This window comes from Cellulosilyticum sp., assembly GCF_982396655.1.
Map to the genome: position 1 here is coordinate 228,564 of NZ_CEVXFV010000001.1, position 14,137 is coordinate 242,700.

The window sequence follows — 14,137 nt, forward strand, 5'->3', positions numbered from 1 at the left end:
ATAATTTCCAAGTTTTATAGCTTCTTTATTCATCAAGGCTTAATAAGTATATTGTATATCCTAGTCTCTTTCGTCTTTTAAAAGTGACGCATTAACCTTTTTCTTCTCTCTAATTTTCAAGTAGCTCCATGAACCTATTCATCATTACTGCACTTTGTGCACGTGTCATAGCTGCTTTTGGTTCTATTCCTTTATTTGTTCCTGTAATAATACCTTTTTGAATCATTAAGGCAACAGCTGGTCTTGCATAGACTGAAATACTTGACATATCTGCGTAATTATCAAGTACACTCAAATCTACTTGACTCGTATCTAACATATTCATTTGCGCTAATGCAGACACCATCATTACCATCATATCTTGTCTAGAAATTGTTTCTGTTGGTGCAAATATATTTTCACTTATTCCATTAATAAGACCATTAGCTTTTGCATAAGCCAGATAATTTGTATAGTATGCATGAGCTGGTGCATCTACAAAATACATTTCCCCACTATATTTATCCACATCTATTACTTCACCTTTTACTGCCCCAAGAAGTCTTACTAACATCACAACACTATCTGCTCGTTTTACCTTAGAAGCAGGTTTAAATTTCCCTTCACCTTCTCCACTGATAACGCCTTTAGCCGCTAAATTATGAATCGCTTCTGTTGCCCAGTTGTGTTGCTTAAGATCGCTAAAAATAACTGGACTACTTGTTGCACTATTGTTATCTACTGTGGTTTCACTGTTTCCTGTGCCGACCTGAATATATAATGTATCATCTTTTTTATCACTTGAGCTTCCGCCATTACCGCTTCCACCTGTTCCTGGCTTTTCCGGTACTTCTGGTACTTCTGGTACTTCTGGTACTTCTGGTACTTCTGGTACTTCTGGTACTTCCGGTATTTCTGGTACAATTGGTTGGGATGGTTCTAATGGAATCATTGGTATACTTGGTTTTTTCACTAGAATTTCTTCCACTGTTACCATATCTATTATCGGGCAACCTGTTTTACCAAAGTTTTCAAATGCAATAGTTCCAGCAAGTGGCATTTCATCTTTAAAACTTAATGTCACTACATCTTCTAGGCCTTCTACGCTTACCTGCGCTGTAATTTCACCTTGATTATTTTGCATCATGACATTAAAGTATGGATTTTCCTCGCCCATACCTTGTGCTAATTTATTTTCAAAGCTCTTTTTATCTTCTGCAATTAAACTTGCCTTGCCCTCTACAACTTTGCAAAGTGTTATCACTACAGATTTTGTATTGCCACCACGTGTCATGCTTAAACGATAGCCTGAATTTGTTGCTACGTCATAATTAATATACATATCCCAATAAGATGCTCCTGAAAAACCATCAGATTTTGGACTAAATCTTCCACGTACTTTCGCCACATAATTTGTCCACGCTTCATCTGCATCATAGATTAGTACAGCAGCATTTTCTTGGTAGTTAATATTCGCACTAAGTGCTGCTTGTGCAGTATATTCTTCTTCATTTACACCAATGCCATTTGTATCAACCGCTTGCCAAGCTGATACTTTATTACCACTTTGACCATCTGCAAGTAAACTTAATGCACGGTCATTATCTACTTTTTTATTTACAAGACTGCCATACCATTTTGTGCTTACTTTTTCATTTAAGGCTGTCACATTTGTATAGTTTTCCATAAAACCACCAAATGTTTCTCTAACATAAATTTCTGCTACATCATGATTGGATTTGATAACAACGCCTGATAACGCTGAAGCTACAGGTAACCCTATTTGTCCATAAGTTGTTTTTGTTTCTGGAATAACGACAAACTTAATTTGAGAGCCAATATCTTCTTTTGAAATGCGATATAACTTATCAACTGCTTCTTTGCCTTCTTGCCGTAATATTTCTTCACCTGTCACAGGATTTACTACATACCATTGTACTTTTGCTGTATCAAGGAGCTGATCGGTTTCATTTTCATATACGTAAGTTCCCTCTAAAGTATCCCCTACAGCAATTGTTGCTGCCTCTTTAATTGCGATTTCTTGTACAATTGGAGGTGCTGTTTTGGCTGGTGATACCGTTACAGTAGCTTTCACAGTACATGCATTATCTACTGATGTTGCAATAATATTTGTTGTCCCTGGATTTATGCCCGTCACAACGCCTTCACTATTTACAACTGCAATCTCTTCATCTGCAGTATGCCATATGTAACCATTATTTAAAGCTGTGACAGGAAGCACTGTTGCCATAATTTGTGCTGTTTTTCCTTGCTCAACTTCAACTGCATATGTATTTAGTGTAATATCTACTGCTTCAGTTATCCCTGTAAATCCTCTACCCGTTGGATTCCAATCATCTGTTCCACGTAATACATTTTCAGTATTAAAAGCAGCTGCCTGCTCCTCATTTATTTGTCTTGCCCAATCTACACGCCCGCTTAAATCTACACTTGTGCCATTTGAGTAATAAGAAGTGTATTCGGTGCTGTATAGTATCCACCATTGCTATAATATGCCATATATAATTCACAGTTTTCAAATACTGCTGTTGCATCACCAAATACAAAGTCAATTGTTCCTTCAATATAGCAATCTTTTAAGTAAACTCGGCGTTCATTAACTTCCGGATTATCTTTTCCTTTTGAAGCCCCTTTTAAATATAAAGTATCTTGTCGGCCAATGAAATTACATCTCTCAAACACCACACGGTCTGCCATTGAAACTAATGCAACCGCTTGTGTTTGTTTACGCCCTTCATGTCCTAAGTTTTTTTGTCCTAGATTATATGCGTTTTCAAATGTTATATCATAGGCTTCAAAACCTGTTGCCCCTGAACTAATTGTCACAGATGCTGTTTTTTGAGTGCCTTGTACTTTAGCTGGATCTGAATCATGATCAACTGCTTTATCATATGTAATCTTTACTTCTCTGCTTGGATCTGCATTTTTAAATGTAATATAAGGTTTTAAAACTGTAACTTCTTCTTCATAAACGCCTGGTTCAATTTCAATTGTTACACGATTATCTGCTGTCGGCTTTTTAACAATTGCATCAAGGGCATCTTGAACCTTTTGATAATCTCCATTTGGCCCAACTGTAATGAGTGTGCCTACTTCTTCTTGTTTTACTTCAACTGTTTTAATCGTCTTAATGAAAAATTGTCCTGATGGTACCTCTAACGTTAAGAAACCACTTTTAGAACCTGTATAGCTTATTGTGTCTGTTTGCCACTTATCACTTACGCCATCAATTTTTCCAAGCAATTTACCTGATGGGTCTTTAACTGTAAGCGGCCCTTTGTCATAGCCATGTAAAATTTCTATGAGCGCTGCACCATTTACTGGCACCTTAATAACCGTCCCTGCATTTACCTGCGCATTGTCACGGCCTTTCGCATTGAACTTAGCACCTGAAGCTGTAGCATCAATTTCAATTTCTTGAATCATTGCCACCTCATTTTGAACTAAAACTTGAAAATCTAAACTTTTAAAATTCCAAACTTTAGTATCTCCTTCTATCTTCAAACTTGGTACATCACTTACTGCTTTTACTTCTTCTGTCACTACCTCTACTGGTTGCACTTCTAATGCAGAACTAGTTGTGATTTCTGCGTTTTTGTGCATGTCTAATAAAGCCTCACCTTGTTGTTTTGCATTTACAATACCTGCATTTCCTGCAAGTGTTGATACTGCTACTACTGATGCGAGTACACTAGCTGTCTTCTTCGATGCCATATTCAATTTTCCTCCAAAATATATCTATTCTTTCCCACTGTTTAAAAGATTTCCCCCTCTTTTAAACATATATAAAACACGGTAAATATTCCTTAAAACCCCATGTCTTAACAAAATTTACCGTCTTCTTACTGGTATTATTAAACATTTTTAGGAAAAAGTCAACATTTTTTAAACATTTTTTACATATTAATTTGTCTAATTAATTTTATTTTAAAGACTAATCAAAAATAAAACCCCTATAAATAGCATCTTATTTTAATCTTTAAAGCCGCTATTTATAAGGGATTTTTCATCTTTTATTTTATAAAATCATATAGAGAAACTAACTAAAAACGATAAATAACTAAATTTTATAAATGTGAAATCTATAGTAAATTGTTAACCGCACTAATAAGCGCTTTAATAGAGGCTGTCATAATATCATAATCTATACCACATCCCCATTTGGTCTCATTTGTTTCACTATTAATACCTACATAAGCTGCTGCTTGCGCTTTTGAACCTATCTCTAATGCGTGTTCTTTATAGGTTAAGCTATCATACTTTAAGCCAAATTTCTCTTGAAGGGCATTGCTTACCGCATCTAATCTACCATCACCTACCCCTTCACAGCTCATCATTTCTCCTCTTACATTAAGCTTTAAGTTAACATGGGTATTGCCATTTGTCTTAAACTCATATTTTATAAGAGCAATAGGTGTTTCTTTATTTAAAAACGCTTCTGTGAAAATTTCATAAATTTCTGTAGGCACTAATTCTTTATGGCGATGGTCAGAAACGCCTTTTACCATATAACCAAAAGCCTCTCGCATTTTAGGTGGCAGGTCAATGCCATATTTTTGTTCAAGTAAATAACCAATTCCCCCTTTACCAGACTGACTATTGATACGAATAACATCCCCATCATAAGCGCGCCCTACATCTTTAGGATCTATTGGCAGATAAGGTACATTCCAATGTTTACAGTCATTTTGCTCTCGCCATTTCATACCTTTAGCAATGGCATCTTGATGAGAGCCAGAAAATGCTGCAAATACAAGTTGACCGCTATAAGGGTGTCTTTCATGAACCTTCATACGTACAAGTTCCTCATAAGTATCAACTATACTTGGCATATCTTCGAAATTAAGTCCAGGGTCCACACCTTGTGAAAACATATTCATCGCCATGGTGATAATATCTACATTTCCTGTACGTTCCCCATTTCCGAATAAGGTTCCTTCAACACGGTCTCCACCAGCTAAAAGTGCCATTTCAGCTTCTGCTACTGCTGTTCCTCTATCATTATGAGGATGAATCGATACAATAACGTTTTCGCCATAACTTAAATTATCACGCATATATTCAATTTGGCTTGCATACACATGGGGCATTGCACATGAAACGGTTGATGGTAAATTGATAATAACTTTGTTATCAGATGTAGGTTGCCAAACATCAAGTACTGCATTACATATTTCAAGGGCATACGTCATTTCTGTTCCTGTAAAACTTTCAGGTGAATACTCAAAACGATAGTTTCCCTCGTACTGTTTCGCATATTCCTTAACAAGTTTCGCACCGCTTACAGCAATTTCTATAATTTCCTCTTTTGACTTTCTAAAAACCTGTTCTCGCTGCGCTACTGAAGTTGAATTATATAAGTGAACGATGGCATTTTTAGCGCCACGTAATGCTTCAAATGTTTTACGAATAATATGTTCTCTTGATTGCGTTAAAACTTGAATAGCTACATCATCAGGAATAAGTTCCTGCTCAATAAGTGTTCTTAAAAAAACAAATTCCGTTTCAGAAGCTGCTGGAAAGCCTACTTCTATTTCTTTAAATCCTAGACTTACTAAAAATTTAAAATATGCAATTTTTTGCTCTAAATCCATAGGTACAATCAATGCTTGATTTCCATCCCTAAGATCCACGCTACACCAAATAGGTGCCTTTGTAATTTGTGATTTCTGTGCCCATTTCATCTTGGTTACTGGTGGCATAAAATAATTACTTGCATACTTCTCTACATTTTTCATTACGTCTAATCCTCCTTTTAACTACTCTCTATTTTTAATTTATAAATGCCAGTTTTAAAAACATTAAAAAACCCTTCGTCTCCTATTATTTAGGAGACGAAGGGTTTAACTTCGCGGTACCACTCTTATTCATACACTATGTGTATGCAGCTTTATTAAGATACGGGCTGTGTGCCTTATATCTTCCTATCTGTTAACGGTTAGGCTCCGTCTACACCTACTATAAGTTCAGTGAGCTACTCCATGGCGAGTTCAAATTCGCAAGCTGACTGTTTCGCACCAACCAACAGTTCTCTGGACATCCTTTTGAATTTTACTATTCCACTTCAAAGTATTTTAAATATTGAATTTATATTATCATTGCATTTTAAAAAAGTCAATATTTTTTAAAATATTTTATACTATTTATCCTGTCTTTTATTTGATTGTGATTTATGATCTTTTTTCTTCCTACCTTGCCAAGCCTCAAAACCTGTACTATAGTTAATAAAGAAGCAAATTTAATTTGCTATGGAGAACAAGAGGAGATACTTAAATGATCAGATTATTTACACATAATGATTTAGATGGCCTTGGCGGACCAATTTTAGCTTCTATTGCTTATGGCGTAGATGCAGTAACCTTCGACAGCTGCCGTTATGAAGATATTAATGAAAAAGTAATGGCTTATATTGAAGAGAAAGAATTCTTAAATTATGACAAATGCTTTATTACAGATATCTCTGTTAATGAAGAAGTAGCCAAATATATTAGCGAAACAACACTTTCAGAAGGTGATAAAACCTATGTCTTATCAGAGCATTTCCAGCTTTTAGATCACCATATTACAGCAATGCCTTTAAATGCATTTAATTGGTGCCACGTAGAAGATACAGATGCAGAAGGCATTAAATGCAGTGGTACAGCCTTATTTTACAGATATCTTCTTACATTAGATGCACCTTTCAAAGAAAATCTTACAAAACATTTAACTGAAGTCTTTGTCGAAAAAATTAGACGTTATGATACTTGGGACTGGGCAAAATTTGAAGACTTAGAAGCTAAGCAGCTTAATGACTTATTCTATCTTCTTGGCAAAGAACGTTTCATGGAATACTGGTGCACACGCCTTAGCGGGGAAGATGGTGAATTTGCTTTTGATGAAACACAAAAACTTATTTTAGATATTCGTCAAAATGAAATTGATAAGTATATTGAATCTCGCGATGAGGACCTTATTGAGCGTGAAATCTTAGGTAAAAGAGCGGGTATTGTCTTCGCTGACCGTTATCAAAGTGAATTAGGTAATAAACTAGCGCAGCTTCACCCTGAACTTGATTTTATTGCCATGATTAATGTAGGCGGTGGTGTTTCTTGCCGTACTATTAAAGAAGATATCAATCTTGGAACAGATATTGCTGCCATATTTGGTGGCGGTGGCCATGCCAAAGCAGCAGGCCTTCCTGTAAAAGACGAAATCCGTGAGATGGTGATTCAGTCAATCTTCACACCACCAGAAAACTAAATAAACTAAATGAAAAGGAGGTATCCTGAAACCATAACTGGTTTCGTGATACCTCCTACTTTTTATGTTTTTTACTGCTTTTTATGCTTTTAACTATTTTTTATGTCTTTTACTATTTTTTATGCCTTTTACTATTTCTCAGCAATATATGTGGCACTTACCCAGCCAACAGTTCCATTTGCTAGCTTTACTTTATACCAATTGCCTTGTTTGAAATAAATTGAAACGCTTTCACCTTGTTTTAAAATGCCAACAATTGTACTTGTTACATCATTACTTTTTCTTACATTAAGTGTTGTTGCTGTTACTGTACCTTGTTTCATTGTTGTACTAGATGTTGTACTAGATGTTGTACTAGATGATGCATTTGTTTCTGTATTATTATTAGATGCACTGCCGCTTTTTTCTTCAACTTTTACATAAGTTGCACTTGCCCAACCAATTGTGCCATCTTCAAGTTGTACTTTATACCAGTCATTTAATACACTTCTTATAGTGAGCTTAGTTCCTAATGCTACCTTAGTTATAATATCGCGGTCTACTCTTGCACCACTTCTGATATTTAAGGATGTAGCTGTTACAACACCACTCTTCCCTGCTGCATCTTTAACCACCGGATTTGTTCCTGGTGTTACTGATTCTACATTTGTACTACCCGTTGTACCATTTGATGTATTACCTGAATTAGTGCCAGCCCCATTAGAGGTACTTCCTGAGTTAGTCCCTCCACTTGTCGTACCATTATCTACTATTACTGACCCTGTTGGGTTATTTTTATAAAAGTTTGTAATCTTTGTTTTACAATCCATACGATTGTTTAATAAGTCTCTTAAACTAAAGTAAAAGCTTCCTTTTACCGCACTATATTTTTTATTGATTGCAAGCTGTGTATCAATTTGTGTTGCTACTGCATCGCGATAAACACCTTGCCCAATATAAAGTTTTACATTGGTGCCTGCCACTTCATTAGACCACCATTTTACAAGTGTTTCATAATCTGCAAGCTTGTGACCTGTTTCCCAATAAATCTGTGGCACGACATAATCAATCCAACCATTTTTAATCCAGGTACGTGTATCTGCATAAACTGAATAATAAGATTGATTACCATTTGTTGCTGAACCTGTGGCATCTGTTGTGTTATTTTTCCAAATACCAGCTGGACTAATACCAAATACAATATTTTTATTATATGTACGATTTACATTTTTAATTGCTGTTGAGACACGTGATACCATGTCATTGACATTGTTGCGACGATTATTGGCTACTGCACCGTCTTTGTCTTCGCCTGTTGGAAGCGGATAAGATGATGGATAAAAATAATCATCAAAATGAATACCATCTACATTATAATTTTTCGCAATTTCTGTAACTGTATCTACGATATGCTGTTTGACACCTTCTACCTCTGGATTGTAGTAAAGTGCATTATTATAAGAAAATACCCATGATGGATTCAGTCTTGCTGGATGATTGCTACTAAGAGCAGTTAAATCTGTACCTGTTGTTGTGACGCGGTATGGATTAAGCCATGCGTGAATTGCCATCCCTTTTGCATGAGCAGCTTCTACCATAAATGCTAACGGGTCATACCCTGGATCTTTTCCTTGTACACCTGTTAGTACATCTGACCAAGGATTAATACTTGATAAGTAAAGGGCATCTGCCTTTGGTCTTACTTGAACAATTACCGTATTAAGTCCCATTGCTTTAAGCTGGTCTAATTTTTCATTAAACTCACTTTTTTGTGCTTCAATATTATTTTTTGTGCTTGGATAATCTAAATTATAAACTGTTGAAATCCATACCGCACGCATTTCGGCTTCAGTAGTTGTTGCAGCATATACATTTAAACTTGTTAAGGCTAACAGCATTGTTACTATGAAGCCTACCATTTTTTTCATTTTGTTTTTCACCTTTTATACCTCCTTCTTTCATCATATTATAGTTGTCATGACAGATTTTATATTTATTTGTCACTCTTGATTATAAGTTTGCATTCCTTATTTGTAAATGGATGTAACCTATTTGTCATAGTTCTGAAATGTTATACGGTTAAAAATTTCTATTGGTTTAAAAACTGACAAGATTGGTTACACTTCCTATAAGCAACATAACAAAATTGTAAGAATCTGTTTATTTAAATCCATATCTTCTTCATGCAAAACACAGTATACTATAAGTATCTCTTGCAAAAAGGAGCGATTATATATGAGACTATTACTTAAAACTTTAAAATATCTAGTTGTTACTATAGGCCTTGTGGCTGTACTCTTTGCTGGTTTTATCATTTATGAATATCAGCAAACTATCCCTAACTACAATGTAGAAGATACCGTTTTAGCCGTACGTGCTAGTGAGCATTATACGCCTCTTAAGGATATTAGCCCGACCTTTCTTGATGCACTTGTCGCTACAGAAGATCGCCGTTTTTATAAACACGGTGGGTTAGACTTTATTTCTTTAAGCCGTGCACTCATTACTAATTTAAATAGCGGTGAAATTGAGCAAGGTGGCAGTACCATCACCCAGCAGCTAGCTAAAAACCTATTTTTAGATGCCAAGCAAACGCTTTCTAGAAAAATAAGTGAGATGTTTTTAGCACACTATCTTGAAAGCCATTATTCAAAAGACGACATCTTAGAGCTTTATGTCAATGTCATTTATTATGGTAATGGCAATACAGGTATTTATGCGGCAAGTCAAAACTTCTTCGGCAAGGCACCTCGTGAGCTCAACTTTAATGAAGCCACATTGCTTGCAGGCTATCCACAAGCGCCATCTTATTACAGCAACAACAAAGCCGCCTCTCTAGAACGTCAAACTCAAGTTATCGCAGCACTCACTGAATACTGTGATACTTATGATGAAATTGCACTTTCTTATTAAAGAAAGCTATGTTAGACAAATCATTTAATACTCAAATATAGAAATAGGACTTCCTTATGTGATATGATACCTCCTAAGTAGATTTTGGTTATTTACCTTGTCTACTTGACAGGGGGCATATCAATGTGGCAAGTCCTATTTCTATATAAATTAATATTTTCAAATTATTCAGATTTACATTCAGGTATGATATACTGCTTTATATTACACTCGATTTAATAAAAATATCATTATCTAAAAGGAGGAAAGGAAATCGTGGCAAGTAAAAAGATTATGCTCCAATTTACCACGCTGACATTTTGCATTGCCTATGTTGTATCAGGCATCTTAATTATTCTTGGGCACTTTGGGTATAGAGTTTACAATCGGGTTTATTCACTGGAGCAATTTGGGATGAATATTCCTTTTGCTATTTATATTTTATCGCCTGCTATTGCTTCCTATATTGTACTTAAGAAGCAGCACAAAATAACAGGTATTAAGGAATGGCTGAAAACTGTTTTTTATGCTAAAAACAACTTTTATCCTTATTTGTTCGTTGTTGCAGGGCTTACCTTATATTTTTTAATACATATGGCAGTTTCAAGATGTACACAACTGGTCCTCCCATTTTATACGCTTTTTCTTTCTTTGCCAGGCGGTCTGATCATCGGCGGCTTGGAAGAATCCGGTTGGATGTTTTGGCATATTCCGCTTTTCTTCATCCCTGGCACCAATCATGGAGAGGGTCTGATTAACTTTTGGATGTTTGACATCCAGCTCATGTCCTTCCGCTTCTTCAACGGTGCAATCTACAAAATATCAGGCAAAAGCCGCATCTTTATGTGTGTCTTATTCCACACCCTCTTCAACGCAGCCTCCCCACTCTTCGGCACCCTAACAATGACCTGGCCAGGAACTATTCTAGCCAATACTGCAATTATACTTGTTTCAATATTAACTGTTACACTCTACAACAAAAGAAACCAACAAAATCATACCCTAAATCACATATAAACTTACATATAAACTTACACAATAATGCATGCCAAAAATATATTTATATCAAATGATATAAATACGGCCACTCTAAGTGTACTTCACCTGTTATTTCTAATAATAAATACAATAAAACCCTTGATTCACATAGTAAACCTCATGGCATTTATTATGTGATTTCAAGGGTAATTTTGTTGAGATTTAGAGTATTCCTACCACTAAAACATATTCCTTAAATATAACTATATCCTACAACTCAGTCTACTTTGCCTTTTATCTTTTTCAAATGTGTCAAAAATATAGCTAGATACTGAGGCACCAGCAGGCTACCTTCGGAGCAAACTGATAATGGTCTTAGTGAAGATAATAAAAGAGGTTTTAGGCGAAGTGTCCGAAGCGTAACGCAGTGAAGCAAGTTTTTCGCCGTTTCTTTTATTATCAAACTTAGAACATCACAACTTGTGTAGAGTGTAGCCAGCCGGTGCCCCAGTGTCTAGCGGACCTATATTTTTCTACTCTATTTCTCACTTCTTTGCAACTTGGAAGATAAGTTGTCCTTCTCCTAATTCATTGCTCTTAATAGAAACGACACCTGTCCCTACTTCGCCTTTTGTTTTGACATAAACAGCTAATGTGCCACCAACTAAGCTCTGATAAGTATGCCCTATAATTTCTACAGATCCTGTTGTTTCGGTACGAATCACATCATTTATATATGGCAGTACATTGCCATATTGATCAACTACTTTAATACTAATACGTGTCACATCATACGTTTCGCCATGAATAAGGTCATGACGCTCGGCTTCTGCTATAATGCGTGCTGGCGTATAGCCACCTTTTATAAGGGTTGCAACTTTCTCCTCGCCTATATAACCTTCAAAAATATAACGTGTCTGTGGATTTTCACTAGCTAAAATATATTTTTGATATAGGTGATTGATTGTTTCCTTATCCATTTTACTTTTAAATCTAGCAAGCATGAGCTTGCCCTTAATCTCTAAAGGTAGGTCGCCATCATGATTTGCCATAGCCATTAAAATTTTCTTCATGAAAGCTGCATCCTTTACTGAATACCCTTCAGCTGTTACTAAACTGTTACCAATATAATCATCGATATAAATAGGTGGGTGGGCTAAATGCGGAAACTCATCTTTATCAGGATAAAATTCACCAATACAAACTTCATCTTTATAGAATTTCACCTTATCACAGTTGGTGAAAACATAAATTCCTCCTGCAATGTTTCCTTCTTCCCCTTGCATATTGCTGCTTACTTCCATCACCAAATGCTCATCTTGCTGGCTGCCATAAGCATATGCTACGCTCTTAAGTTGACGGTCACAATCTAAAAGACCCGTATAGCAAATCTTCCTTCTTGCCCCTACATATGTCTCCATTGCCATATCTACAAAACTGCTTGCAATCACCCCACATATTCTTTCACTTTCATAAGCTTCATCTAAAATACGCATATGTCTTAATGCATATTCTGTTCGGCGCTCTTCTGTATCAAAACTCTTAGTTGGGAAAAGTGGGCCTGTATGACTTGAAACTAAATAGGGAATTTCACTATTTGGTGCCACTTTATCTGGATTTTCAAGTCCATCTCCTGCATCCGTATACGTATAATCTATATAAGTATATACATCAATGAGTTCTTCTTTTTGTGTCTGCCCGCCTATTGCTCTTGCCGGGTCTAGTCTCTTAAGGATCTGATGCATGTTGCGTTCATAGCTATTCGGCTCCTCTATGATTCCTAATCCCCATATAACCAAACCTGTATAATTGCGATACACTTTTATAAAGTTTGTAAACTCACGTATATGTACTGATTCTTCATCTAATACCCCTTCTCTTTGTGTCCATTTAGGCAGTTCTAGAAATACTAAAAGCCCTAGCTCATCACATTTTTTGAGAAAGCTTGGTGTGATACTTTCTTTTGTCACTTTTACCATATTCATGTTAAGCTCACGTTTGATAATGCAAGCATCACTATCTTCTAAAGCCTTAGTCGGCATATAATTGCCAATCTCTACACCCTCACCACGACTTACACCACATATTTTTAGCTTTCTGCCATTTAAATAAAAACCATCTTTTTTAAACTCTGTTTGTCTAAATCCAAAAGGAATAATCATTTCATCTATAATGTGTGCATCATATTGCAAAAAGACATGTAAATCATAAAGCTCAGGATCTTCTACATCCCAGATTTCTACATCTTTCATCTTCATATTTAAAGTAAGTTCTAAGCTTCTTAAAGGATCACTTACTGCATTGGCAATCACATTACCTTTTTTATTCATTACAGCTGCCTGTACATTCATCCCTTCTAGTAAACCAGCAATTGTAATCGCTACATCAACTTCTTTTTCTTCTTCAAGTACATTTTTAGTTGTTACAAAAACATTATCAATATATGCTGATGCCCTACGTTTTAAATAAACAGGTGCATAAATATATCCCCCTGTCTTTGCTTTTATAACTAAGCTAATCTTATTAAATGCATTATATTTTATAAACTTTGTAATATTTACTTCAAAATAGCCGTACTCACTATAACGTTCCCCCGCTAAAAGGCCATTAATATAAAGTTGTAGCTCTCCTTTTACCCCTTCAAAGCAAAGAAAAATATTTTCTTCATCTTCTTGCTTCATAATTTCTATGCGTTTTTCATAATAACAACTTAGTGATTCTTGCACGTTGTCTTCATTTTTATATTTCTCTAAAACTGATTTGGGTGCATGTGGTAAATGTACATTTTGTACATTGCCTGTTAAAATATCTAAATCTTCGTCTTCGAAGCCTAATTTATATTGCCAGTCATAATTCACATCAATAATTTGTCCCATTGTTCCTCCTATTTAATGGTAAACTCCTTGTAGTCTCTTTTATTATATCACTTGGCGACGCCCAAACAACATAAATACACAAATTTTTACTAAAAGTATCATTTTTACTTGTTTTAGCTCTAAATCTAAATGTGAGACCTATATATAAATATAGATTTCACATGACTAAA

8 protein-coding genes and 1 other annotated feature are annotated in these 14,137 nt (G+C 35.5%); of the genes, 3 read left to right on the top strand and 5 right to left on the bottom strand.

The window, feature by feature from the left end:
* Positions 1-109: 109 nt before the first annotated feature.
* The 3 genes from AC1VAQ_RS01000 to AC1VAQ_RS01010 all read right to left on the bottom strand — a co-directional run bounded on the left by AC1VAQ_RS01000 (position 110) and on the right by AC1VAQ_RS01010 (position 5,738).
* Positions 110-2,476 (bottom strand): S-layer homology domain-containing protein, encoded by a 2,367-nt coding sequence (locus AC1VAQ_RS01000; protein WP_479903392.1) that lies wholly within the window; start codon positions 2,474-2,476, stop codon positions 110-112.
* Positions 2,425-3,714, bottom strand: coding sequence for a pectinesterase family protein (locus tag AC1VAQ_RS01005; RefSeq protein ID WP_479903385.1), 1,290 nt, complete (start codon positions 3,712-3,714; stop codon positions 2,425-2,427). Before AC1VAQ_RS01005 ends, AC1VAQ_RS01000 begins: the two co-directional genes overlap by 52 nt.
* A 368-nt stretch (positions 3,715-4,082) precedes the next feature.
* Positions 4,083-5,738 carry a 2-isopropylmalate synthase gene (locus AC1VAQ_RS01010; protein ID WP_302597934.1) on the bottom strand — a complete coding sequence of 552 codons (1,656 nt, stop codon included), beginning with the start codon at positions 5,736-5,738 and terminating at the stop codon, positions 4,083-4,085.
* Between the two features lie 89 nt (positions 5,739-5,827).
* Positions 5,828-6,077: a binding site (T-box leader), on the bottom strand.
* Between the two features lie 196 nt (positions 6,078-6,273).
* Here AC1VAQ_RS01010 and AC1VAQ_RS01015 point away from each other — a divergent pair.
* Positions 6,274-7,242, top strand: a complete 969-nt coding sequence (locus AC1VAQ_RS01015; protein WP_302597935.1) for a hypothetical protein — start codon at positions 6,274-6,276, stop codon at positions 7,240-7,242.
* A gap of 131 nt (positions 7,243-7,373) precedes the next feature.
* Here AC1VAQ_RS01015 and AC1VAQ_RS01020 read toward each other — a convergent pair whose 3' ends face one another.
* On the bottom strand, positions 7,374-9,161 hold the full coding sequence (locus AC1VAQ_RS01020) for a family 10 glycosylhydrolase (protein ID WP_302597936.1): 1,788 nt from the start codon (positions 9,159-9,161) through the stop codon (positions 7,374-7,376).
* Between the two features lie 295 nt (positions 9,162-9,456).
* Between AC1VAQ_RS01020 and AC1VAQ_RS01025 the strand changes: the two genes are divergently transcribed.
* Positions 9,457-10,134: a biosynthetic peptidoglycan transglycosylase gene (locus AC1VAQ_RS01025; protein WP_302597937.1), complete on the top strand. Its 678-nt coding sequence runs from the start codon at positions 9,457-9,459 to the stop codon at positions 10,132-10,134.
* Between the two features lie 255 nt (positions 10,135-10,389).
* A complete protein-coding gene (locus AC1VAQ_RS01030) occupies positions 10,390-11,130 on the top strand; it encodes a CPBP family intramembrane metalloprotease (protein WP_302597938.1) in 741 nt (246 codons plus the stop codon).
* A gap of 506 nt (positions 11,131-11,636) precedes the next feature.
* Here the strand turns inward: AC1VAQ_RS01030 and AC1VAQ_RS01035 are convergent.
* Positions 11,637-13,967 (bottom strand): glycoside hydrolase family 2 protein, encoded by a 2,331-nt coding sequence (locus AC1VAQ_RS01035; protein WP_303244048.1) that lies wholly within the window; start codon positions 13,965-13,967, stop codon positions 11,637-11,639.
* Positions 13,968-14,137: the final 170 nt, after the last annotated feature.